The 21523-nt window shown below is 72.3% G+C and carries 25 protein-coding genes and 3 tRNA genes; 14 read left to right on the plus strand and 14 right to left on the minus strand.

Annotated features, from left to right (window positions below):
* Positions 1 to 65: 65 nt before the first annotated feature.
* The 4 genes from SLP03_RS17430 to SLP03_RS17445 all read left to right on the plus strand — a co-directional run bounded on the left by SLP03_RS17430 (position 66) and on the right by SLP03_RS17445 (position 2227).
* The gene (locus SLP03_RS17430; protein ID WP_319461656.1) at positions 66 to 578 is read left to right on the plus strand and encodes a hypothetical protein; all 513 of its coding nucleotides are present in this window, start codon (positions 66 to 68) and stop codon (positions 576 to 578) included.
* Positions 579 to 799: 221 nt separating this feature from the next.
* Positions 800 to 1291: a barstar family protein gene (locus tag SLP03_RS17435; protein ID WP_319461657.1), complete on the plus strand. Its 492-nt coding sequence runs from the start codon at positions 800 to 802 to the stop codon at positions 1289 to 1291.
* A 206-nt stretch (positions 1292 to 1497) separates the two neighbouring features.
* Positions 1498 to 1692, plus strand: a complete 195-nt coding sequence (locus SLP03_RS17440) for a hypothetical protein (protein WP_319461658.1) — start codon at positions 1498 to 1500, stop codon at positions 1690 to 1692.
* A gap of 16 nt (positions 1693 to 1708) precedes the next feature.
* A complete protein-coding gene (locus SLP03_RS17445) occupies positions 1709 to 2227 on the plus strand; it encodes a site-specific integrase (protein ID WP_319461659.1) in 519 nt (172 codons plus the stop codon).
* A 62-nt stretch (positions 2228 to 2289) separates the two neighbouring features.
* Here SLP03_RS17445 and SLP03_RS17450 read toward each other — a convergent pair.
* Positions 2290 to 2365 (minus strand) — tRNA-Lys (locus SLP03_RS17450).
* A 187-nt stretch (positions 2366 to 2552) separates the two neighbouring features.
* On the opposite strand from SLP03_RS17450, the gene SLP03_RS17455 reads away from it, so the two are divergent.
* A complete protein-coding gene (locus tag SLP03_RS17455) occupies positions 2553 to 3818 on the plus strand; it encodes a L,D-transpeptidase (protein ID WP_319461660.1) in 1266 nt (421 codons plus the stop codon).
* A 223-nt stretch (positions 3819 to 4041) separates the two neighbouring features.
* Positions 4042 to 5343, plus strand: coding sequence for a L,D-transpeptidase (locus SLP03_RS17460; RefSeq protein ID WP_319461661.1), 1302 nt, complete (start codon positions 4042 to 4044; stop codon positions 5341 to 5343).
* Positions 5344 to 5480: 137 nt separating this feature from the next.
* On the opposite strand, the gene SLP03_RS17465 is transcribed toward SLP03_RS17460, so the two are convergent.
* A tRNA-His gene (locus SLP03_RS17465) sits at positions 5481 to 5553 on the minus strand.
* Between the two features lie 132 nt (positions 5554 to 5685).
* Positions 5686 to 6276: an oligoribonuclease gene (orn, locus tag SLP03_RS17470; RefSeq protein WP_319461662.1), complete on the minus strand. Its 591-nt coding sequence runs from the start codon at positions 6274 to 6276 to the stop codon at positions 5686 to 5688.
* Positions 6277 to 6350: 74 nt separating this feature from the next.
* Here orn and SLP03_RS17475 point away from each other — a divergent pair, with 74 nt between their 5' ends.
* Positions 6351 to 7613 carry a glycosyltransferase 87 family protein gene (locus SLP03_RS17475; RefSeq protein ID WP_319461663.1) on the plus strand — a complete coding sequence of 421 codons (1263 nt, stop codon included), beginning with the start codon at positions 6351 to 6353 and terminating at the stop codon, positions 7611 to 7613.
* A 154-nt stretch (positions 7614 to 7767) separates the two neighbouring features.
* On the opposite strand, the gene SLP03_RS31670 is transcribed toward SLP03_RS17475, so the two are convergent.
* From SLP03_RS31670 to SLP03_RS17495, 4 genes are all read right to left on the minus strand, one after another.
* A complete protein-coding gene (locus tag SLP03_RS31670) occupies positions 7768 to 8769 on the minus strand; it encodes a hypothetical protein (protein WP_413644543.1) in 1002 nt (333 codons plus the stop codon).
* A 150-nt stretch (positions 8770 to 8919) separates the two neighbouring features.
* Positions 8920 to 9648: a YcnI family protein gene (locus tag SLP03_RS17485; protein WP_319461664.1), complete on the minus strand. Its 729-nt coding sequence runs from the start codon at positions 9646 to 9648 to the stop codon at positions 8920 to 8922.
* An 18-nt stretch (positions 9649 to 9666) separates the two neighbouring features.
* On the minus strand, positions 9667 to 11346 hold the full coding sequence (locus SLP03_RS17490) for a copper resistance CopC/CopD family protein (protein ID WP_319461665.1): 1680 nt from the start codon (positions 11344 to 11346) through the stop codon (positions 9667 to 9669).
* A gap of 44 nt (positions 11347 to 11390) precedes the next feature.
* Positions 11391 to 12035, minus strand: coding sequence for a zf-HC2 domain-containing protein (locus SLP03_RS17495; RefSeq protein WP_319461666.1), 645 nt, complete (start codon positions 12033 to 12035; stop codon positions 11391 to 11393).
* A 108-nt stretch (positions 12036 to 12143) separates the two neighbouring features.
* Here SLP03_RS17495 and SLP03_RS17500 point away from each other — a divergent pair, with 108 nt between their 5' ends.
* Genes SLP03_RS17500 through SLP03_RS17515 form a run of 4 tightly spaced genes read left to right on the plus strand, consistent with a single transcriptional unit; the run spans position 12144 to position 15108 of the window.
* Entirely contained in the window at positions 12144 to 12731 is a 588-nt protein-coding gene (locus SLP03_RS17500; RefSeq protein ID WP_319461667.1) for a sigma-70 family RNA polymerase sigma factor, read from the plus strand.
* A gap of 31 nt (positions 12732 to 12762) precedes the next feature.
* Positions 12763 to 13287, plus strand: a complete 525-nt coding sequence (locus tag SLP03_RS17505; RefSeq protein WP_319461668.1) for a MauE/DoxX family redox-associated membrane protein — start codon at positions 12763 to 12765, stop codon at positions 13285 to 13287.
* Complete coding sequence (locus tag SLP03_RS17510) at positions 13280 to 13996, plus strand: DsbA family protein (RefSeq protein WP_319461669.1); 717 nt, start codon at positions 13280 to 13282, stop codon at positions 13994 to 13996. Before SLP03_RS17505 ends, SLP03_RS17510 begins: the two co-directional genes overlap by 8 nt.
* Entirely contained in the window at positions 13993 to 15108 is a 1116-nt protein-coding gene (locus SLP03_RS17515) for a hypothetical protein (RefSeq protein ID WP_319461670.1), read from the plus strand. The genes SLP03_RS17510 and SLP03_RS17515 overlap by 4 nt, the downstream gene beginning before the upstream one ends.
* Positions 15109 to 15262: 154 nt before the next feature.
* Here SLP03_RS17515 and SLP03_RS17520 read toward each other — a convergent pair whose 3' ends face one another.
* Genes SLP03_RS17520 through SLP03_RS17535 form a run of 4 tightly spaced genes read right to left on the minus strand, consistent with a single transcriptional unit; the run spans position 15263 to position 17959 of the window.
* Positions 15263 to 16024 (minus strand): ABC transporter ATP-binding protein, encoded by a 762-nt coding sequence (locus tag SLP03_RS17520; protein WP_319461671.1) that lies wholly within the window; start codon positions 16022 to 16024, stop codon positions 15263 to 15265.
* Positions 16021 to 16791, minus strand: a complete 771-nt coding sequence (gene cbiQ, locus SLP03_RS17525) for a cobalt ECF transporter T component CbiQ (RefSeq protein WP_319461672.1) — start codon at positions 16789 to 16791, stop codon at positions 16021 to 16023. The genes SLP03_RS17520 and cbiQ overlap by 4 nt, the downstream gene beginning before the upstream one ends.
* 14 nt (positions 16792 to 16805) lie before the next feature.
* On the minus strand, positions 16806 to 17243 hold the full coding sequence (locus tag SLP03_RS17530; RefSeq protein ID WP_319461673.1) for a PDGLE domain-containing protein: 438 nt from the start codon (positions 17241 to 17243) through the stop codon (positions 16806 to 16808).
* Positions 17240 to 17959, minus strand: coding sequence for an energy-coupling factor ABC transporter permease (locus tag SLP03_RS17535; protein ID WP_319461674.1), 720 nt, complete (start codon positions 17957 to 17959; stop codon positions 17240 to 17242). Before SLP03_RS17535 ends, SLP03_RS17530 begins: the two co-directional genes overlap by 4 nt.
* Before the next feature lie 162 nt (positions 17960 to 18121).
* On the opposite strand from SLP03_RS17535, the gene bcp reads away from it, so the two are divergent.
* From bcp to SLP03_RS17550, 3 genes are all read left to right on the plus strand, one after another.
* Positions 18122 to 18592, plus strand: a complete 471-nt coding sequence (gene bcp, locus SLP03_RS17540) for a thioredoxin-dependent thiol peroxidase (protein ID WP_319461675.1) — start codon at positions 18122 to 18124, stop codon at positions 18590 to 18592.
* Between the two features lie 54 nt (positions 18593 to 18646).
* Positions 18647 to 18731 (plus strand) — tRNA-Leu (locus tag SLP03_RS17545).
* 129 nt (positions 18732 to 18860) lie between these two features.
* Positions 18861 to 19391, plus strand: a complete 531-nt coding sequence (locus tag SLP03_RS17550) for a GNAT family N-acetyltransferase (protein ID WP_319461676.1) — start codon at positions 18861 to 18863, stop codon at positions 19389 to 19391.
* 222 nt (positions 19392 to 19613) lie between these two features.
* On the opposite strand, the gene SLP03_RS17555 is transcribed toward SLP03_RS17550, so the two are convergent.
* From SLP03_RS17555 to SLP03_RS17565, 3 genes are read right to left on the minus strand one after another with little or no spacing between them, the layout of a single operon-like run.
* Positions 19614 to 19811 carry a hypothetical protein gene (locus SLP03_RS17555; protein WP_319461677.1) on the minus strand — a complete coding sequence of 66 codons (198 nt, stop codon included), beginning with the start codon at positions 19809 to 19811 and terminating at the stop codon, positions 19614 to 19616.
* Between the two features lie 50 nt (positions 19812 to 19861).
* Positions 19862 to 20680 (minus strand): MOSC domain-containing protein, encoded by an 819-nt coding sequence (locus tag SLP03_RS17560; RefSeq protein ID WP_319461678.1) that lies wholly within the window; start codon positions 20678 to 20680, stop codon positions 19862 to 19864.
* Positions 20677 to 21510 carry a class I SAM-dependent methyltransferase gene (locus tag SLP03_RS17565; RefSeq protein ID WP_319461679.1) on the minus strand — a complete coding sequence of 278 codons (834 nt, stop codon included), beginning with the start codon at positions 21508 to 21510 and terminating at the stop codon, positions 20677 to 20679. The genes SLP03_RS17560 and SLP03_RS17565 overlap by 4 nt, the downstream gene beginning before the upstream one ends.
* Between the last annotated feature and the right edge of the window lie 13 nt (positions 21511 to 21523).

The raw sequence follows: 21523 nt of genomic DNA on the forward strand, positions 1-21523 counted from the left end.
TACGCAGCGCGGCAGATACGCGCAGGACGCCGGCGCAGCGTTGGGTCTGTTGGACAATGACTGCCATGCCCGTTCCGTGGCGGTCAAGCGCCGAGGTGTTCGGCGAGTACCTGACAAGTCATGATCTTGATACCGCCGACGTCATCGACGTCGACGCAGCCTGGCACGCTTTCAGCGAGTTCTTGCAGGTGGAGATTGACGGCGTCGATCCAGACCCCGACTCTGACGCTGACGGCTTCATCGTCCAGTGGGGCCGCTTCTCCTGGAACGCCCACCGCCCGTCGCTGGCGTTCACCCGGCAATTGGCCATCGTCGGCGTTGATGACCGAGACGGCCGCTGCGCCGATCCCGAGTACTGGCAGGTCAGCCTTGAGATGCGATTTGACGACGGGCCTGATCTCACGGGCATCGAGGCCCTACCTGAGCACGACACCGGCTTCAACTTCGCCCCTATCGGTCCCCATCGACGTGCCGCCCTGGCCGAGGTGCGAACCGACATGGAGCGATATTCACAACTTCAGGCCGCGTGGCGCACGAAGCCGACCGACAGCGAACTCACCCTCGACCGCGCCGATTAGCCCGCGGACGCACCGATCTCGGCACGCCAGCGGCCCCACGTGACCTCGCGACAGCACCTCCACCGGCGACGGAGTAGGCGCACCGACCCGGCCCTGAAGCTATGGATTGTCGGCAGTGCGGTCGCTGAAAGCTTGGTAAGCAGGTCAAGGGCCTCGCGTGGGCTGGGCTGCATGGGTCCCTTCCCTGCTGTATTTCCCTGCTGTACGGCTACCGTGCTGCCATGGCGGCCTTTACTGAAGCGGAGACCGAGCGACAGTGGGACTACGAGCTGCTTCAAGAGGGCGCGGTCTCGGGGTTCTCCGACGAGAAGCAACTCGACCACGTCGTGGGCGAACTCCAAGGCCTGGGCTACGGGATTGCCCAGTCACGCGGCGGCACCGGGTCCACTATGCTCGCCCATCTGCTCTCTCAGGTTTCGATGCGCTACTGCGGGTGGTCAGTCAAGAACCTCGACGCGTTCTGTGACACCCTGCGCTACATCGACTTCACCGGGGCTACGGGTCGGGCGCTGGTCATCCGCGAGTTCGACGAACCCTTCAAGGCCGATCCGTCGTGGGCGCGGACGGTCGCCGACGTCATCGCCCAGGTCTCGTATGAGCACCTGCTCATGGGCAACAGGTTCCTCGCGCTGTTGCACAGCCGAGACTGCAACATCACGCTCGGCCAGCTCGGCGGCCACGAACACTGGTGGCGCGAACCACTCGGGCGGTAGTTCGTAGAGATTGACGGTCAGCTTGGGAAGTGCCTTGCAATGGCCTGAGACCGCCAGCTTGCCTACCGGTTGACCAGCCGCGACCGCGACGGATGGAGCGGTGAGGTTTGTGACCGCGCCGGGTGCCGCTGTTTGCCGGTATTGACCGCTAGATCGGGCAGGTATCGGGCACGCTGGCGGTTCGCCGCTAGATCGAGGGAGACGAGATGGTCAACGGCGTGCTCGCGATCCTTGCCGGCGTCGCATGCGTGGTCTTCTGTCGTCCGCTGGCCCGACGAGTCGCCCAAGCGCCGCACACACTGCCCCGCGGTCGACACACGGAGCGGATCGCCCTCGCGATGTGGGTCCTCGGCGGCGCGATCCTGATCGCGTGGGGCATTTCCTGGCTCCTGAGGGCGTAACGACGGAGACGGCTGCATGACGCAGGGAAGCGAGCCAGGACCATCCTGGCGGCCCCTCGACCGGTGTGCTCGTCGCCTTGACGTCCGGCAGACGCTTCAACGTCTCGGCGGCCATCTCGTCTTCGGCCCGGTCAAGTCCGACGAGTCCGAGCGGATCATCGCCCTGCCGGCTCCCTGTCTGACCGCGCTCCGGCAACACCGGGTCGCCCAAGGCGCTGAACGCAAGATCGTCGGGAAGGACTGGAAGGACTCCGGGTTGGTCTTCACCACCGGCATTGGCACTCCGATCGAACCCTGCAACCTCAACCGTCACTTTGGCCGGCTCCTGGACCGAGCAGGCCTACGCAGGATCAGGTTCCATGATCTACGCCACTCCTGCGCCACGCTCCTTTACGAGCAGGGCGTGCCCATCGAGAAGATCCAGGACATCCTCGACCACAGTTCCCCGACCATTACCAAGCTCATCTACGTTGAGGTCACCCGGCAGTCTCAGCGGTCGTCCGTGGACAAGCTCGGCTTTCTCTTCGATGGCTGACGTTGGGGTCGAGAAAAGGGGTCAGGCCCGGTCCATGAGGACCGGGCCTGAGGTGTTACTGCTGGTGCGCCGCCAGGGACTCGAACCCCGAACCCGCGGATTAAGAGTCCGCTGCTCTGCCAGTTGAGCTAGCGGCGCTCGTTGGCAACGGGGAAAACACTAGCATGCCCTCCGACCCGGGTTCCAATCCGATCCCCGGCTCCCCCCTTCGGCCGAGCTTAAGGCAAAAACCACCACAAAGGGCCCAGCGCCCCGACTGAGGGGACCGAGGCGACGGCGTTCATGCGGCACGATGTTCGCCAGGCACGCGAGAACAGAGGTGGGGATGGACAGGTTCGCGCGGAGCGGGGCGATGGTGGGCGTCCTGGTCCTGACGGCGTCGCTGGCACTGACGGGGTGCGGCGACGACCAGAAGAAGCCGGCGTTCGTCAGCGGCAGCCAGGCCGCCAGCGTCTCGGCGGCCGAGGGGACGGCGAGCGGCGAGCCCTCGCCGCAGCCGGCCGCTCCGGCGCTCGGGGTGAGTCCGGCCGATGGGGCGGCCGGCCGGCCGGCGAGCACCGAGATCAGCGCCAAGATCCCGGGCGGCGGGAAGGTGTCGAAGGTCGTGCTCACGGCCGCGAACGGCGCGGCGGTCGAGGGTCGGGTGCGCCGCGACGGCTCGTCGTGGGTGCCGTCCACGCCGCTGAAGTACGCCACCCGCTACACCGCGACCGTCTCCGGCACGGGAACGGACGGCCGGACCCACGAGGGCACCAGCACCTTCACCACGATGGCCAAGCCGAAGTCGATGATCGGCTCCGGGCTGTACATGTTCGACGGCAAGACCTACGGGGTCGGCATGCCGGTGGTGGCCGAGTTCTCCCCGGGCATCCCGAAGAAGGACCGGGCGGCCGTGCAGAAGCGGATGTTCGTCCGCACCGACCCGCCGCAGCCGGGCGCGTGGCACTGGCTCTACAACGGCACCCAGGCGTACTACCGGGCGCCGGCGTACTGGAAGCCGGGCACCACGATCTCGGTACGGCTGGCCCTCGCGGGCATCCCGTTGAGCAACGGCCGCTACGGCAACGTCGACCGGACCGCGACCGCCAAGATCGGCCGCGCCTTCGAGATGAAGGTCGACAACGCCAGCAAGAAAATGAGCGTGTACGAGAACGGCGCGCTGATCCGCACCCTGCCGGTGAGCCTCGGCAAGAAGGACACCCCCTCGTCCAGCGGCACCATGGTGGTGATGGAGAAGAAGGAGTCGACGGTCTTCGACACCCGGGACGAGCCGGACCCGGACAACCAGTACGTCACGAAGATCGACTTCGCCCAGCGGATCACCTGGGGTGGCGAGTACATCCACTCCGCTCCCTGGTCCGAGGGGGTGCAGGGCCGGCAGAACGTCTCACACGGCTGCGTCAACGTCTCCATGGCGAACGGCAGGTGGCTCTTCGGCCGAACCCTGATCGGTGACCCGATCACGGTCCGCGGCACCGAGCGGAAGCTGGTGCCGGGGAACGGCTGGACCGCGTGGAGCATGAGCTGGTCGGAGTTCGTCGCGGGCAGCGCCCTCCCGGTGCCCAAGGGCGGTGCGGGCCCGGCCTTCTGAGCGGCGGTGCCGTTGCCCGGCAGGCCCGTCGGGCAACGGTCCGTGACGATGGACGCGCGCGCCGCGGCCGTCGACAGAGATGAGCCCCACTCACGAAGCGCCGCACAATACCAAAATCGTTACATCGTGGTCGGGTGTTCCGGTTCACATGCGGGAACGGGTACCCGAATTCCTGCGTCAGTAGGGGACGATGGCACCCGGGCATCACGACTGTGAGGGAATCATGCGAGCTAGCCAGGACGAGCTGATCCGGCGCGGGGCCCGGCGCGGCGGGCGACGCCGCGGGTTCGCGGCGGTGGTGCTCGCCGCCGCCATGGCCCTGACCTCCGCGTGCACCAGCGACGGCGGCAAGCCGTCGAGCTGGCAGGGCGGTGGGGAGAGCAAGCCGAAGGCGGCCGCCACCATCACCGAGCCGCAGGCCGACGCCGCCGACGTGCCGGCCTCCACCGGCATCGCCTTCACCACGAAGGACGCTCAGGAGACCACCGTCGAGCTCAAGGACTCGGCCGGCAAGGCGGTCGAGGGCGAGCTCTCCGCCGACGGGAAGAACTGGCTCCCCGACGGCGCCCTGGAGTACGGCCAGAAGTACACGGCGACGGTGACCGCGACCGGCGACGACGGCAAGCCGGCGACCGCGACCAGCACCTTCACCACCATGGCCCGGCCCGCCAAGCAGATCCGGGTGAGCAGCTTCCTCGCCGACAACCAGGTGGTCGGCGTGGCCATGCCGCTGATCGTCCGGTTCAGCCGGGCCATCCCTCAGGACTACCGGGACGACGTCCAGCGCCGGATGGCGGTGACCGCCAAGCCGGTCCAGGAGGGCGTCTGGCACTGGGCCAGCCCCACCGAGGCCCGCTACCGGCCGAAGACGTTCTGGCAGGCCAACACCACGGTGTCGTACCGGGTGCAGGCGGGTGGCCTGCCCCTGGGCGACGGCTGGTACGGCCGCTCGGACCTCGCCGTGGACGTCAAGATCGGCCCGTCGTTCGTGATGACCGTCGACAACCGCACCAAGCGGATGACGGTCACCAAGGACGGCAAGGTGATCAAGACGATCCTGGTCAGCCTGGGCAAGAAGACCACCCCGTCGTCCAGCGGCACCATGGTGGTCATCGAGAAGCTCCGCAAGACGGTCTTCGACACGATGGAGGAGCTGGGCCCCGATGACGGCTACCGCACGAAGATCGACTACGCCCAGCGGCTCACCTGGGGTGGCGAGTTCATCCACGCGGCACCCTGGTCCGAGGGGCAGCAGGGCTCGGTGAACGTCTCGCACGGCTGCGTGAACGTCTCGATGGCCGACGGCGCCTGGCTATTCGCCAACACCCGGATGGGCGACCCGATCACCGTCAAGGGCACCGAGCGGCAGCTCCAGAACGGCAACGGCTGGACCGACTGGAACCTGAGCTGGGACGAGTACGTGAAGGGCAGCGCCCTGCCGTACGAGCCGCCGGCGCAGCCCGGCGACGAGGCCAGCGCCGAGCCCGGCACCGGGGGCGACCCGAGCACCGAGCCGACGCCCTGACCGGGCACACCCTGAGCGCGCAAGGAGCAACCGGAACCCCCTCCCCCCGCCGGAGGGGGTTCCGCCGTTTCCGGACGCACGGCAACGAGGTGGTGGAACGACGAAAGCCCCTCCCGAGGGAGGGGCTTCCGGATTTGGGTGACTGATGGGAATTGAACCCACGACAACCGGGACCACAACCCGGTGCTCTGCCAACTGAGCTACAGCCACCATGCTCTCCGCGCCGGTGAACCCGGGCGGGGCGCGGACTAATAATAGCCACAACCCGGCCGGCCGCGTCCACCGGGTTCCGAGCCTCCGGCCAGAACCGCCCCGCCGCCCGCGCCGGGCGCGGCCCCCCGGTCAGAGCTTGGCCGCGATGGCCTTGGCGGTCTCCACGTCCGGCCCCGGCAGCGGTACGAAGATCGTCTGCCGGTAGTACTCCAGCTCGCGGATGCTCTCCCGGATGTCGGCGAGGGCCCGGTGGGCCAGCCCCTTCTGCGGCTGCCCGAAGTACACCCGCGGGTACCAGCGCCGGCAGAGCTCCTTGATCGAGGAGACGTCGATCATGCGGTAGTGCAGGTGGACGTCGAGACGCGGCATGTCCCGGGCGATGAAGCCGCGGTCGGTGGCGATCGAGTTGCCGCAGAGCGGGGCGCTGCGCGGATCCTTCACGTGCGTGCTGACGTAGTCGAGCACCATGTCCTCGGCCTCGGCCAGGCTGACCGTGGACCGCCGGACCTCCTCGGTCAGGCCGGACTTGCGGTGCATGGTCCGGACGATCTCCGGCATCCCGTCCAGCGCCGCCTCGTCGGCGTGGATGACCACGTCGACACCCTCACCCAGCACGTTGAGGTCGGGATCGGTGACGAGCGCGGCGACCTCGATGAGCGCGTCGCGCCCGAGGTCCAACCCGGTCATCTCACAGTCGATCCAGACGAGAAGATCAGCCACCGGGTCAGACTACGCGCAGCCCACCCGCCCGCGCCTCGGCACGGTGGCCGGAACGGACCGCTAGGGTTTTCCCCGTGCCAGCCGAACCCGTCGCACCGCCCGCCGCCACCGAGGACGACCCGGGCGGTCGGACGGTCCGCCGGCTCGTCACGGTGGTCGCGCTCGCGGCGGTGCTGCCGGCGCTGTACCTGCCGGGGCTGGTACACGACTTCTTCGACCTGAAGATCTACATGCGGGCGATGGACTGGTGGGCGGCCGGTCATCCGCTCTACGACTACGTCCAGCCGGACCGGGTGCAGGGCGCGCTCTACTTCACCTACCCGCCGATCAGCGCCCTGCTGCTGCGACCGTTCGCCCTGCTCCCGCTCGGCGTCACGGTGGCGGTGTTCACCGCGCTGACCGCGATCGGCGTGGTGGTGACGACGCGCTGGCTGGTGACCCCGCTCGTCGCGCGGCACGACCTGCCCCGGCCGTTCAGCCTCACGGTCGCCGTGCTGCTGGCCTTCGCCGTGGAGAGCACCCGGGAGACGATCACCTTCGGCCAGATCAACATGCTGCTGGTGGTGCTGATCCTGGCCGACCTGCTGTTCGCCGTACCGCAGGGGCGGCGCTGGGCCGGCGTGGGCGTGGGGCTGGCGACGGCGCTCAAGCTCTACCCGGGCATCTTCATCCTCTACCTGCTGGCGACCCGGCGCTGGCGGGCGGCGGCGGTGGCCGCCGCGACCGCGACGCTGGCCACCCTGTTGGCGGCGGCGGTCGCGCCGGCCGACTCGTGGCGGTTCTGGACCCACGAGCTCTGGGCCACCGACCGGGTGGGGCGCACCGACTACACCGGCAACCAGTCGCTGTTCGGCCTGCTCAGCCGGATCACCGCGCCGGAGAAGCCGAGCCAGCTCCCCTGGCTGCTGCTGGTCGTCGTGGTCGCCGGGTACGGGCTGTGGCGGGCCGCCCGAGCCGCCCGGGCCGGTGACGCGCTCACCGGCCTCGCCCTGACCGGGCTGGTCGGCGGGCTGGTCAGCCCGATCACCTGGACCCACCACCTGTACTGGTTCATCCCGGCGGTGGTGGTGCTGGTCGACGCGGCGTTGGACGCCGACCGGGGCACCGCCGAGGGGACCCGGCATCGCCGCTGGCTGCTCACCCTCGCTGTCGGCACGGCGTTCGTGATCATCTACGGGGTGGTGTCCTTCCAGGACTGGGGCGTCGCTCCGGCGCGTACCGACAACCTGGGCGAGTTCGTCGCCCGTAACGCGTACGTGCTGCTCAGCCTGCTGCTCCTGGCCGTGCTGCCGACCCGGCACCGGCGTCGGCCCGCCGGGGCACCGGCCACACCCTGAAACTTGCACCAAATGGACAGATGTCCCGACCGGCCGCTATCGGCGTTAATCTGGTCTCAACTACCTCATGTGTCTCCCAGGTAGCACCGATCCCCCGGTGACGGTGGCCCTCCACGTCGGCAGCGCGGAGGGCCACCCGTCGTTCCGTCGGCCCTCAACCGTCGGTAGGCGGGGCGTCCGGCGACGCCGGCCGGGCCGGGCCGTCCACCGACACCGGGCGGGCGGTCTCCTCGGCCGGCCCGGGCGGCCAGGACCAGGTCGTCGTCATACCCGGGCTCGCCGGCAGGTCGGCGAGGGTCTCCGGCCGGCGGCTGGGGACCGGGCCGATCGCGGCCCGATTCCGCCCGGCGTGGACTGAGCCGACCGAGACCAGTTGCCGGTCGGCCATGGGCGGTCGTCCCTCGGCGGTCTTCTGCGCGCCGAGGCCGGTGAGCGAGGTCACGCCGAGCCGGCCGGCGAGCACCGGCACCTGGTCCGGTTCGACCACGAAGACCACCTCGCGCGGGCGGACCGGGCGCAGCAGCAGCGCCACGGCCAGCACCACCAGCAGGAGGCCGCCGCCCAGCAGTCCCCACGCCGCGGCCGGGAACCAGCCCGCCCGCAGCTCCGCACGCAGGTCCAGGGCCAGGTCGCCCCGGCCGTCGGGGCGCATCACTACCAGGCTCAGCGAGCGACCGGACAGCTCGCCGGGGGTCCACTCCAGCGCACCGATCCCCTCGCGTACCCAGAAGTCCTGGCCGAGCGGGACGGCGGTGACGGCGCCGGCGGCCGCCGGCCCGGCCGGGTCGAGCCGGACCGGCAGCGGACCCCGGGCCAGCGCGACCCGCCGGACGGTGGCGTGCGGGACCGGGTCGAGCCAGCGCCGGACCTCCTCGCTGGGCGCCAGGCCGAGGAAGGCGGGACCGTCGGCGGTCCGGGCGGTCAGCCGGAGCCGGGCCTGCCCGGTCCGGGCGAACGGCGCCTCGGCGCGCAGCAGGTCGTCCACGTCGGCGACCACGATCGCCTGACCCGGGGTGCGGGCGGTCTCGAAGCGGGCGCCGAAGCCGCCGTCGGAGTCGGCGTGCCGGGCGACGGTCCACAGGCCGCCGCCGGCCAGGAGCGCCGGTATTCCCATGGTCAACAGCAGCATGCCGGCGATCGTTCGCACGAACCGCATTCGCGTCGTCCCCCTCGGTAGCCAACTACCCGGCCGACCTTACCGATGGGAACCGTACAATCGCCGGATATCCACGGCAAGCACCCGAAGGCCCGCAGAAAGGACGGTGGCCCGCCGGAAGATCCGACGGGCCACCGACAACGGCGCAGCTCAGGCCCCCGACGTGGGCTCCCGTCGGGTCCGCAGGAAGGCCAGGCCACCCAGGATCAGACCGGCCAGGCCGGCCACCAGACCGGCGACGCCGAACGCGGTGCCGGCACCGTCGTCGTCGGAGTCGTCCGCACCGGCCGGCGCGGCCGCCGCGGCGCTCCCGCTCGGCGCGGCGGACGGCGAGGCGGCGGTCAGGGTGAGCACCGGAGCCGGGTTCTCCGGCTCCTCGCCGCCCGGCGTCGGCTCCTCGATCCAGCGGGCCACGTTCCCGTCCGAGTAGGTCTGGAGCACCTTGAACACCATCCGGTCGACCTGCGGCAGCGGCCCCATCGAGACCGGGAACTCCTGGAACTCGCCCGGCTTGACCCCGGCGTTCGCGCCGGCCGTCCAGGTCAGCTTCGACACCGCCTCGGTGAGCTGGCTGCCGTGCACGTCGATCGGCGGGTCGACCTTGCGCTTCTCCACCGCCACCGTCCAGCCCGGCACCGGCATGGTGGACACCGAGCCGACCGGGGCGTTCTCCGGCAGCACCACCTCGACCTTGGTGGTCGAGGCCTTGTCACTCTCGTTCGGCACCCGGAACGCGAAGCGGCCGTAGCCGCCCTGGGTCGCCTCCTTCGGGTTGACCGTGACGTGCGCCGAGGCGGGCCCGGCGAGGCCGAACACGGCGGTGGCGACGGCGGTGAGCGCGAGCGCGGCGGCGGTTGCGGGACGCCGGAGACGGATCATCTGGGTGAGAACCTTCCGTTACTTGATCGGCACGGTGGCGGTCACCGTGGCCTGGTCGATGTCGGACGTGCGGACGGTGAACCGCAGCTGCCACTCCCCCGAGGCCGGGAGGTTGATCTCCCCGGTCGCGTGGTTGTCGGTCAGCGGCAGCAGCGGGATCTCGATCGGCTCGATCCCCGCCGACGGCAACGCCGCGGTCGCCTTCCACTCCTGCACCGGCTGCGGCCGGTTGTCCTTCGTGTACGCGTAGAGGTGTACGGAATTGTTGCCCCGCTCGGCCGGGTCCAGCTCCACCTGAACCGAGGCGACCGGGCTGGCCAGGGTGGTGGAGAAGTAGCCGGTGGTCGTACCGGCCACGTCGGTGGCGGCGGTCCGGGCCGGGGTGGTCTGCACCAGGGTCGCCGAGACGCCAAGCACCACCGCGGTGATCGCCAGCTCCACCCAGATCGCCCGGCGCACCCGCGCCGGACGCTGCGCCGCGGTCCGCCGCCGTACCAACGCCCGGGAGTACGCGGCCACCCCGACCACCAACGCGAACAGCACGATCTTGGCGAGCAGCAGCCGCCCGTACGTGGTGTCGACCAGGGCCTTCGGGGTGGCCACCTCGATCAGCCCCTGCACCGTGCCGGCGAGCAGCAGCGCCGCCACCGCGAGGGCCGCCCAGCGTGACCAGATCGGCAGGATCGCCGCCAGCTCGCGTTCGTCCGCCCGCGGCAGCAGGAACACCGCGAGCATCACCAGGCCGCCCAGCCAGACCGCCATGCTGCCCAGGTGCACCGCGTCCACGACCACGGAGACGGCCGGCGCGGGAGAGGCGGCCGGGTGGCCGGCGAGCGGCCAGGTGAACAGCGCCGCCCCGCCCAGGATGGCCAGGATGATGCCGTCCGTGCGGCCGATCGGCCCGGCGAAGAGCGGCCGGAGCAGGAACGCCGCCGCGGCGAGCAGCCCCAGCCGGACCAGGTGGGCCGTGCCGAAGGCGCTGCCCAGCACGTCGCCCAGCCCCGAACCGGTCACCTCGAACAGCCCGCCACCGGCGGTGTACGGCACCTGCAACCACAGGTCGGCGAGGGTGGCCAGGACCAGCAGGCCCAGCCCCGCCCAGGCCAGCCGGGCCGGTCCCCGCCGGGGCAGCCGGCGCGGCCAGAGTGCGGCCAGCACCAGCGCCGGGCCGACCAGCAACAGCAGGCCGGCGTAGCCGAGGTACTTCGCCACCTTCACCGCGGTCTCCACCACCGGGTCGGCGCGGTTGTCCGTACCGGTGTCGGCGGGCGGCGGCGACGGCGCGCCCACCGAATAGGTGAACGCGCCGGAGACCGGGTGGCTGTCGGCGGAGATCACCCGGTAGCTGATCAGGTAGGTGCCGCGGGCGCCGGAGGGGTCGACCGGGACGGTCACCACCGCGCCGGAGAAGGACGGTTCACCCCGGTCGGCCCGGGAGCCGTCCGGTGCGATCACCCGGATCTTGCCGGGGACCTTGCGGACCCCCTCGCTGAAGGTCAGCACCACCTCGGCGGGGGCGTTCGGCACCACCGCCGAGGCCGCCGGGCTGCTGCTGACCAGCACGGCGTGGGCGCTCGCCGGGGTGGCCGGGGCGAGCAGCAGGGCGACGAGGGCGACCAGCAGACCGGCGGCGGCGCCCACCCGGGCGGCCCATCGACGGTCGGCGACGGCCACGGGCCGGCGTACGGCAGCAGTCATGACCATCATGCTCGCCGACCGGACCCGCACTCGGCGACCCGGCCTCACCCGCGCCCCTGCGCGAACGCGGTGGGCAGCCGGCGCGACGGCTCCCCGCTGACCCGACCCAACGCCCAGAGCAGGCCCGCCTGCACCACGGCGGCCAGGTGGCCCAGCTCGTGCACCAGGCCGGTGCTCGACCGGGCGATGTCCACCGCGCTGGTGCCGGCCAGGCAGACCGCCAGCACCAGCGCCACCGGCAGAAACGCCCGGGCCCGCTCCGGCCGCCAGGCGGCCAGCGCGAACCCGACCGCGAGGGCCGCGTCGAAGGACGCCATCTCCCGGCTGGTGTGCGGGTCGGCCTCCACCCCGAAGCCGGCGAGCAGGATCGGCAGCGCGATGGCGAGCTGCGCCACCGCGGCCACCGCCACGGCCACCCGCAGCACCTGGCGCCGGGCCCGCACGGTGGCGGCGGCGCCGTCCCGCGCCCCGGCCCGGTCCGCCCCGACCGCGGCCAGCACGGGGGCGGTCAGATCGGGTACGTCGACCGCCTGCAGCCGGGTGAACCGGGTCACCCGCTCGGCCCGCGCCAGCCAGGAGCGGCACCCGGGGCAGGCCTCGGCGTGCGCCTCCAGCGCCGCCGCCGGCGCCTGCGGGTCCTCGCCGTCCAGCCGCGCCGACAGCGCCACGCGTACGTCGTCGCAGTTCATGAGCAGGTAGTCGGGGGTGGGGACGGAAAAGTTCCCGACGTGGGCCGGACCATAGAAAGGGCCGAAGGGCCCTGCCCCACCCCGGTACGCCGCGTAACCTCGTCAGTCGTGATCCCCGCCCCGCGCGACACCACCGCCGGCCGCCACCAGGCGGGCCGCGAGGCCGCGCGGGACGTGGCGACGCAGTGGGCGCTGACCGCCCGGGACGGCGACCCGGTCGCGCAGGCCGCCTTCGTCCGGGCCACCCAGGCCGAGGTGTGGCGGTTCGCCGCCGCGCTGGTCGACCCGGACAGCGCCGACGACCTCACCCAGGAGACGTACCTGCGGGCGTTCCGCGCGCTGCCCAGGTTCGAGGGCCGCTCCAGCGTCCGTACCTGGCTGCTGGGCATCGCCCGCCGGGCCTGCGCCGACCACCTGCGTACCGTGGTGCGCCGCCGCCGGCTCGACGAACGGCTCGCCGCGCACGCCTGGACCGACCACCCGCACCCCGACCCCGCCGGGCACCTCGGCGCCACCGATCTGGTCCGCCGGCTCCCCGCCGACCGGCGCGCCGCGTTCGTGCTCACCCAACTGCTCGGCCTGTCGTACGCCGAGGCCGCCGCCGTGGAGGGGGTGCCGGTGGGCACCATCCGCTCCCGCGTCGCCCGGGCCCGCTGTGACCTGGTCGAGGCCGTCGGCGATGCGCTCGCCGGCTGACGCGGAACTTTCCTCGGATCCGGGACGACAAATGACCGTGACCGCACCGAGCACCCGGGCCGCCCGCTGGCCCGCCGTCCGGCCCTGGCTCGGCACCGCCGCCCGACTCGGGCTGGCCGCCGTCTGGTTGATCGCCGGCGGCGCGAAGGTCGGCGACCTGGCCGCCTCCGGCCGGGCCGTCAACGCCTACCAGGTCATGCCGTACGACATCGCGACCGTGGTCGGCGCCGCGCTGCCCTTCGTGGAGCTGGCGCTCGGCGCACTGCTGCTGATCGGGCTGGCCACCCGACTGGCCGCCGGGGTCTCGGCGGCACTGCTGGTGATCTTCATCACCGGCATCGCCTCGGCCTGGAGCCGCGGCCTGTCCATCGACTGCGGGTGCTTCGGCAGCGGCGGCCAGCTCGCCGCCGGGCGGGCCCCGAGCTACCTCCCGGAGATCCTCCGGGACCTGGGATTCCTGGCACTGGCCGGATTCCTGCTGATCTGGCCCCGCACCCCGTTCTCGGTGGACGGCTGGCTGGCGGGCGATGCACCCGTGGAGGGCGAGGATGAGTAGTCGCAAGGGGCGGAAGAACGCCGCCGAGGTGGTCCGCGCGCAGCTCGCCAGGGAGAAGCGGCGCACGCGCACCATCTGGACCTCGGTCGGCGCCGTGGTGGTGCTGGTGATCGCCGGGTTGATCGGCTGGTCCGTCTACTCCAGCCAGAAGTCGAAGACCTTCACCGCCCCATCCGGCGCCAACGCCGGCGGCACCGGCATCGTCGCCGGCGCCGGTCCCGTCACCATCGACCTGTACGAGGACTACCTCTGCCCGGTCTGCAAGCAGTTCCAGCAGGTCAACGGTGCGACCATCGACCAGTTGATCAGGGAGGACAAGGTGCGGGTGGTCTTCCACCCGGTGGCCTTCCTGAACCGCTTCTCCACCACGGAGTACTCCACCCGCGCCTCGGCCGCCTCCGGCTGCGCAGCGAAGGGCGGGAAGTTCAAGGAGTTCACCGACGCGCTCTTCGCCCAGCAGCCAGCGGAGGGCAGCGCCGGGCTCAGCAACGACCAGTTGATCGACATCGGGGCGGGCGTCGGCCTGAACCGCGACGACTTCGGCTCCTGCGTCAAGAACGGCACGTTCAAGGCGTGGACCGAGCACGTCACGGACGACGCCAGCAAGTCGGGCGTGAACAGCACTCCGACCATCAAGGTCAACGGCAAGGACGTCGAGGACCGCACCCCGGAGGGGATCAAGGCGGCGGTGGCGGCGGCCGGCAAGTGATCCTCGTACCGCTGCGGCGGGCGGCGGTGGTCGTCATGGCCGCGCTCGCCGCCCTCGTCGCCCTGGCCGCGCCGGCCGCCGCGCACGGCGCGGACGCCCCCGACGGCACGGACTACCGGGCCGAGGTCACCGCGCTCGCCCCCGCGCGGTCGGGGCTCACCGTCCGGGTCGTCGAGGCGGGCGCCCGGCTGGAACTGATCAACCGCACCGGGCGGGACGTCGAGGTGCTCGGCTACTCCGGCGAGCCGTACCTGCGGGTGGGCCCGGGCGGGGTGTACGAGAACAGCCGCTCCCCGGCCACGTACCTCAACCAGACCATCGCCGGTGACACCACCCTCTCGCCCGAGGCCGACCCGGCCGCCGCCCCGGTCTGGTCCCGGATCGCGAAGGGGCAGTCGACGCGCTGGCACGACCAGCGGGCACTCTGGCTCGATTCGTCGCCGCCCGCGCAGGTCAGCGCCGACCCGGGGCGCCCGCAGCGGGTCCGGGACTGGGTGGTGCCGCTGCGCGACGGCGACCAGACCATCGAGGTCCGCGGCACCCTGGACTGGGTGCCGCCGCCCGACGCGTACCCCTGGTGGGTCGCCGCCACCCTCGCCTTCCTCGCCATCGCGGCGGCCGGGCTCGCGCCGGCCGGCACCGCCACCGGGGTACGGACGCTGCGCGGGGTGGGTGCCCTGCTCGCCCTCGGCGGGCTGGCCACGGTGGCGTTCACCATCGGCCGGGAACTGGACGCCGGCGCCGACGGGCTCGGCGGGGTGCTGCTCGGGCTGATCAACGGGCAGGTCTGGATGCTGCTCACCGGGCTCGGTGCCATCGCCGCCGGCGGCTACGCGCTGGCCCGCCGGGAGGCCGCCGACTTCGCGCTCGCCCTCGCCGGGGCGTCCCTGGCGATCTTCGCCGGCTTCGCCAACGTCGCCATGCTCTCCCGCTCGGTCGTTCCGATGGTGTGGCCGCCCACCGCGGCCCGGGTGCTCGTGGTGCTCATCCTCGCCACCGGCACCGGCGCGCTAGGCGCCGGCATCCTCCGCCTGCACGCCGCCTCCCGCGCGGCAACCACCACCCGCCCGCCGCAGCCCACCCCCAACCCCCCGCTGACCCGCCCCCGCTGACCCTCCCGCCGCGGGGCGCGGGGCGCGGGGCGCGGGGCGCGGGGCGCGCCAAGATTCCCGCACTTTCACGGAAAGAGTGGCCTCCCGCGTCGTGAAGGCCACTCTTTCCGTGAATTTGTGCGGATCTTGGGGGCGGTGAGCTGCCGGGGGCGGGTCAGGAGGGGTGGGGGGTGAAGCCGTGGGGGAGTTCCAGGCGGTGGCGGGACAGGAGGAGGGCGTCGGAGAGGAGGGTGGTGGTGGGGGCGTCGGCGACGATGCGGCCGGCGTCGAGGATCACCGAACGGTCACAGAGCTCCGCCGCGTACGGCAGGTCGTGGGTGACCATCAGCAGGGTCACCGGCAGGCCGCGCAGGATCGCCGCCAACTCCCGCCGGGCGGCCGGGTCGAGGTTGGACGACGGCTCGTCGAGCACCAGGATCTCCGGGCGCATGGCGAGCACGGTGGCCACCGCCACCCGACGCCGCTGACCGAACGAGAGGTGGTGCGGCGCCCGGTCCCGGTGCTCGCTCATCCCGACCGCGGCGAGCGCCTCGTCGACCCGGGCCGCCAGCTCCGCCCCGCGCAACCCCAGGTTGGCCGGGCCGAAGGCGACGTCCTCGGCCACGGTCGGCAGGAAGAGCTGGTCGTCCGGGTCCTGGAAGACGATGCCCACCCGACGGCGGATCTCCGCCAGGGTGGCCCGGTCGCGGCTGACCGTCAGGTCGCCGACGCTGACCGTGCCCTCGGTGGCGGTCAGGATGCCGTTGAGGTGCAGCACCAGGGTGGTCTTGCCGGCGCCGTTCGGGCCGAGCAGGGCCACCCGCTCGCCGCGCGGGACGGTCAGGTCCACCCCGTGCAGCGCGACGTGACCGTCCGGGTACGCGTAGCGGACGCCACGCACGTCAAGGGAGAGAGCCGTCTGCACGTACCCGATCATGTCAGCACGACCGCGACGGCGGCGATGGCGGCGGCCGCCAGCGGCACCGTCGCGGCGGCCGCCCACTGGCCGACGGTGGCGGCGCCCGCCCCCTGCCAGACCGCCGGCATCCGGCCCGAGTAGCCCCGGGAGAGCATCGCCAGGTAGACCCGCTCGCCGCGCTCGAAGGCGCGCAGGAAGAGGGCGCCGACGCCGGCCGCGAAGCCGCGCAGCTGCCAGAGGAAGCGCGGGTCGTCACCCCGGGAGATGCGGGCCACCTTCATCCGGCGGGCCTCGCCGACCAGCACGTCCAGGTAGCGCAGCATGAAGGTGGCGATCTGGGTGAGGATCTGCGGGCACCGCAGCCGGTCCAGGCCGACGATCAGGTCACGCGTCGTCGTGGTCGCGGCGAGCAGGAGCGACGCCAGTACGCCGAGCGTCCCCTTGGCCAGGATGTTCCAGCCGCCCAGCAGCCCGTCCACGGAGAGGCTCAGCCCGGCCACCTCGACCCGCTCCCCCGCCCCAAAGAACGGCAGCGCGAACGCGAACAGCACGAACGGCAGCTCGATCAGCGCCCGGCCGAGCAGCCAGCGGGGACCCACCCGGGCCAGCGCCGCCACGGCGGCGACCAGCAGCGCGTACCCGCCGAAGGCCCAGTACGCCGCGCGCGGGGTGGCGACCACGGCGACGGTGAACAGCACCATCGCGGCGATCTTCGCCTCGGGCGGGAGTCGGTGCACCGCGGAGGTGGACTCGCGGTAGAGCACGTGCGCGTGTCCGGCGCCCATGTCGACGTACCCCCTCAGCCGGCGTGCGCCGCGCGCCGGCCAGCGTCGGCCGGGTCGGTGTCGCCGGCTTCCCCGGCTGGCCCGCCGCCCGACCCGGCGGGTGCGGCGGGACCGGCGGGGCCGTGGCGGCGGGCCAGCCGGAAGAGGCCGCCGCCGAGGGCGAAGGTGAGCAGCACGCCCAGGACTCCGGAGAGGCCGGTGGAGAGGAAGCGGTTGTCCACGCCCCGGATGCCGTAGCCGGCCAGCGGGCTGTCGGACAGCTCGTGGTTCTTCGCCTGCTGCCCCGGGCAGCTGCCGCCGGTGATCTCGCCAGCGGCGTTCACCGTGCAGCCCTTGAGCAGGGACGAGTCGAGCCCGTCCGGGTGCGGGGAGGCGTAGTTGCTGACCACGCCGGCGAGCAGCAGGGCGACCAGCAGGCCGCCGAGGACGAAGCCCCAGTTGCGCCTCCTCATCGGGCACCCCGGGCGACCGGGACGACGGGAGCCGGTGCGGCCGGCTTCAGGGCGCGCAGCGCGTACACCAGGTCGGGGCGGACCTTGGCGACGGTGGCCACGGTGGTGGCGGTGATCAGGCCCTCACCGACGCCGATCAGCACGTGGAAGCCGGCCATCGTGCCGGCCAGGCCGGTCAGGTTGCCGCCGAGGTCGGTGGTGCCGCCCAGCCAGTACTCGAGAATGAAGCCCTGGCTGGCGATCACGACGCTGACCAGCGCGGAGGTGAACGCCGTGACGGCGAGGCCGGCCGGGGTGCGCGGCAGCACCCGCAGCAGCAGCGCGATCAGCAGGTACGCCGCCGCGGTGCCGATGATCGCCATGTTGGTGATGTTGAGGCCGAGCATGGCCACCCCGCCGTCGCCGAAGACCAGCGCCTGCACGACGAGGACCACGGCCACGCAGAGCGCGCCGACCCACGGGCCGACCAGCAACGCGGCGAGCGCGCCCCCGAGCAGGTGACCGCTCACCCCGGCGGTGAGGATCGGGAAGTTGAGCATCTGCACGGCGAAGATGAACGCGGCCACCAGGCCCGCCATCGGGGCCAGCCGGTCGTCCAGGTCGCGGCGGCCGCGCAGCACGCAGAGGGTGAGCACGGCGAGCGCGAAAGCGGCGAAGACCGCGGCGACGGGACCGTTGATGATCCCGTTCGAGATGTGCATCGCCAGGCTTTCCACTCGACCTCCCGGGGGCGCGGCGGGCGGGCGCACACCGACCGGGTCAGCTTATTTGCGCCCGGTCGTTGTTGCCAATCCTTTGCAACAAGGCATGGTGTTGATCACGAGGGGCGGCGCGTCGCCACCGACGTCGTCCCGCGCGGCGGCGGTATCGTCTGCGCCATGACCGACCGCCTCAACCCCGGCGACCCCGCGCCCGAGTTCACCCTCCCGACCGACACCGGCGAGACCCTCTCCCTGGCCGACCTGCGTGGCCGCAAGGTCATCCTGTACGCCTACCCGGCCGCCATGACCCCCGGCTGCACCAAGCAGGCCTGCGACTTCCGCGACTCGCTCGCCTCCCTCCAGGCCGCCGGCTACGAGGTGATCGGCATCTCCCCCGACAAGCCGGAGAAGCTGGCCAAGTTCCGCGACCGGGACGGCATCACCTTCCCGCTGGTCGCCGACACCGACAAGGCGGTGCTGAACGCGTACGGCGCGTACGGCGAGAAGCAGATGTACGGCAAGACGGTCACCGGAGTGATCCGCTCGACCTTCGTGGTCGATGAGCACGGAAAGATCGAGCGGGCGTTCTACAACGTCAAGGCCACCGGGCACGTCGCCAAGCTCCGCCGGGACCTCGGACTCGACTGAGACGGGGCTCATCACCAGGGCCGTGCGACGATCCAGTTAGACTCTCGAAGGCGAGCGGGAGTGGTGGAATTGGCCAGACACGCAGGATTTAGGTTCCTGTGTCCGTGAGGACGTGGGGGTTCGAGTCCCCTCTCCCGCACCGCAAGCACCCTCCCCTCGGGCCCCGGGAACCGGGGTTCGAGGGGAGAGTCTTCCGCCCTACCGCGCTCCTGTCGGCCGCGTCACGATCGCAGGCCGGTGCCGGCTCGGCTCAGTCAGGATGGCGGGCGTGAGCCTGCGTTTCGTCCTCGACCCTGACCTCACCCCCGCGCTGCGCGAACAGCTCGTCGACCTCTGGGTGGACGTCACCAATGCCGGCGGCGCGGTGGGCTTCGTCGCCCCGGTGACCGCGGCCGAGGTCTGGCCGATGGCCGCGGCCACCTTCGCCGACATCGCCGATGGTCCGGACCGGCTGCTGGTCGGCTACGAGGGTGGCCGGCCGGCCGGCATTCTGATCATCGCCGACAACCGGTTCCACCTGAAGACCCACTACCGGGTGCTCAAGCGGGTGATGGTCCACCCCGGCACCCAGGGCCGCGGGTACGGCGTCGCGCTGATGCGCGAGGCCGAGCGGCTCGGTCGCGAGCGGGGCCTGGCGGCGCTGCACGTGACCGTCCGGGGCGGGCTCGGCCTCGAGTCGTTCTACGACCGCCTCGGCTACCGGGAGGTAGGCCGACTGCCCGGCGCGCTGCGGCTCGCTCCCGGCGACGACCGGGACGAGGTCCTCATGTGGCTCGACCTGGACCGCCCGGCGGCCTGACCCCGGGCCCGCCGGCCCGGCACCGATCATCGGGTCCCGACCGATCCGCCCCGGTGGGCCACCCGCCGGTACCGGATCCAATGCGTTGACGCCCGGTCGCCCGACGCGACGCCGCGTCCGCGGGCACTCATGGAGGCACCGCAGCGGTCCTACGAAGCTGATGTCGTGAGTGAATCGCCACGGCGGGCGGAAGCTCGCCGCCCTGCGTCCGCGGTGATTCGTTCACGTCATCAGCTTCGTAGCGCCCGACCAGGACACCCCACCGCCTCCAGTCCTCGGCCAGGCAACGGCGCCGTGCACCAGCACCAGCACCAGGTCAAGCACGCAGCCGGCGCGGACCAGGTCGGGCGCCGGGGGTGTGACCGCCGCGTCGACGACCTCGGTGCCGGCGGCCGGGGCGGTCGACAGGCTGACCGGCACGTCGGCCGGGCATTCGGCGAGGCACTGGAACCGGGTCGACGGTGACCCGGTCAGTCGACCAGGGTGACCGGGTCACCGACGTTGATCTCGCCCGGCCCGTCGGAAACCAGGTGCAGCCCGAAGAGGAGCTTCTGGCCGATGTTGCGGTGCCGGGCGAGGGTGCGCAGCGGCTCCTTGCCGCGTACCCCGGTCTCCTGGTCCGTGGTGGTGACCAGGCAGCGATCGCAGGGGCCGGCGGCGCTGAAGACGGCGGAGCCGACGCGGAGCCGGCGGCCGGCCCACCCGTCCTCCGCCCAGGCCGGGGCGCCCTCGACGACCAGGTTGGGGCGGAACCGGGCCATCGGCACCGGCGGCTCGCCGGCTTCGGCCAGCCAGCCGTTGAGCGCGTCGAGCGAGGCCGCGCCGGTCAGCAGCAGCGGGTAGGCGTCGGCGAAGCTGACCTGGTCGCCGGTGTCGTGTTCGCGGTCGCCGGCCGCGATGTGTCGGGTCGGCCGGCCGAGCCAGACCAGGCGCACCGGGCGGCCGAGTAGGGCGGTGATCCAGTCGTCGGCGGGCGGGCCCGCAGGCAGGGCGGGGACCGGCAGCAGCCGACTGCGGAAGGTGCGTACCGGAACCGGTTGCGCGTCCGTCGGCTCGAGCACCGCCAGGTCCGGACGGCCGGCGGCACGCAGCATCAGGCCGCCGTCCCGCACCTGGGCGCGGAGCCCGACCAGGGCGCTGGTCTCCCGCTGGGTGACGCCGACGCCGTGTGCGTCGACGACCATCCAACGCCGGTCGCCGGCCAGGCCCCACGGCTCGACCCGGGCGCCGTCGTGGTCGAGCCGGTGGCAGCCCTTGACCGGGTACGTGTGGACGGCGGCCAGCCTCACCAGGCCACTCCGATCCCGTCGCCCGGGTACCAGTGCCGGGCCGGCGTCTCCCGGTAGGCGAGGAAGCGCCGCCCGGTCCGTTCGGCGTGCTCGGCGAGGACGTTGGTGACGGTGACGTTGTCGGTGAGCAGCATCGCCCCGGGGGCGAGCTTCGCCTCCACCGCCTCGAACTCGCGCTTCTCGTGCACCCGGCTGTGGTCGCTGTCGTGCAGGAACAGGTCGACCGGGCGGTCCAGCGCGGAGATGGAGGCGACCGAGTCGCCGATCACCAGGTCGACCACGTCGGCCCAGGGCTTGGCGCGGGCCAGGTAGCCGGCCTCCGGGTTGATGTCCAGCGAGGTGAGCCGGCCCGGGTGTCCCTCGGCGGCGTTGCGCAGCAGCGCGGCGGCGAGGACGCAGCTGCCGAGGCCCTTGTCGACGCCGGTCTCCACCACGTGGGCGGGCTTGCGGGCGCGGACGATGGCGTACCAGCCGATCCGGCGCGCGTACCGGACGCGCTTGTCGGCCAGGCCGCGCCGGGCGGCGGCGGCGGTGGCCCGCTCGATGTGCCCGCGCAGCTCCTCGTCGGTCTCGATCTCGTTCAGGTAGGCCCGGACCTGCTTGACCGGCACGTCGCAGACCACGCTGACGAACCAGGCGAGGTGGTGCCAGCTCAGCTTCGTCAGCTCGTACGTGTAGTTGTGATGCTCACGCGAGGTGACCAGCCAGCGGGCGGAGGTGCGCAGCACCTTGGCGTCGTGCCGGGCGACCCGGGCCAGCCGCTTGGGGAAGGCGGCGACCGGGGCCAACGGGGTGCGGGCGATGGCCCGCCGGAACTTCGTTGCGTCCACGGGAGCGTTCTAC

Source organism: Micromonospora sp. RTP1Z1 (assembly GCF_033804685.1).
Taxonomy (GTDB): domain Bacteria; phylum Actinomycetota; class Actinomycetes; order Mycobacteriales; family Micromonosporaceae; genus Micromonospora.

Bases quoted from the DNA above. Each gene is read 5' to 3' on its own strand.
- SLP03_RS17430 (WP_319461656.1), top strand. From the start codon at position 66: ATGCCCGTTCCGTGGCGGTCAAGCGCCGAGGTGTTCGGCGAGTACCTG.
- SLP03_RS17435 (WP_319461657.1), top strand. From the start codon at position 800: ATGGCGGCCTTTACTGAAGCGGAGACCGAGCGACAGTGGGACTACGAG.
- SLP03_RS17440 (WP_319461658.1), top strand. From the start codon at position 1,498: ATGGTCAACGGCGTGCTCGCGATCCTTGCCGGCGTCGCATGCGTGGTC.
- SLP03_RS17445 (WP_319461659.1), top strand. From the start codon at position 1,709: ATGACGCAGGGAAGCGAGCCAGGACCATCCTGGCGGCCCCTCGACCGG.
- SLP03_RS17455 (WP_319461660.1), top strand. From the start codon at position 2,553: ATGGACAGGTTCGCGCGGAGCGGGGCGATGGTGGGCGTCCTGGTCCTG.
- SLP03_RS17460 (WP_319461661.1), top strand. From the start codon at position 4,042: ATGCGAGCTAGCCAGGACGAGCTGATCCGGCGCGGGGCCCGGCGCGGC.
- SLP03_RS31670 (WP_413644543.1), bottom strand. From the start codon at position 8,769: ATGCGGTTCGTGCGAACGATCGCCGGCATGCTGCTGTTGACCATGGGA.
- SLP03_RS17485 (WP_319461664.1), bottom strand. From the start codon at position 9,648: ATGATCCGTCTCCGGCGTCCCGCAACCGCCGCCGCGCTCGCGCTCACC.
- SLP03_RS17490 (WP_319461665.1), bottom strand. From the start codon at position 11,346: ATGACTGCTGCCGTACGCCGGCCCGTGGCCGTCGCCGACCGTCGATGG.
- SLP03_RS17495 (WP_319461666.1), bottom strand. From the start codon at position 12,035: ATGAACTGCGACGACGTACGCGTGGCGCTGTCGGCGCGGCTGGACGGC.
- SLP03_RS17505 (WP_319461668.1), top strand. From the start codon at position 12,763: ATGACCGTGACCGCACCGAGCACCCGGGCCGCCCGCTGGCCCGCCGTC.
- SLP03_RS17510 (WP_319461669.1), top strand. From the start codon at position 13,280: ATGAGTAGTCGCAAGGGGCGGAAGAACGCCGCCGAGGTGGTCCGCGCG.
- SLP03_RS17520 (WP_319461671.1), bottom strand. From the start codon at position 16,024: ATGATCGGGTACGTGCAGACGGCTCTCTCCCTTGACGTGCGTGGCGTC.
- cbiQ (WP_319461672.1), bottom strand. From the start codon at position 16,791: ATGGGCGCCGGACACGCGCACGTGCTCTACCGCGAGTCCACCTCCGCG.
- SLP03_RS17530 (WP_319461673.1), bottom strand. From the start codon at position 17,243: ATGAGGAGGCGCAACTGGGGCTTCGTCCTCGGCGGCCTGCTGGTCGCC.
- bcp (WP_319461675.1), top strand. From the start codon at position 18,122: ATGACCGACCGCCTCAACCCCGGCGACCCCGCGCCCGAGTTCACCCTC.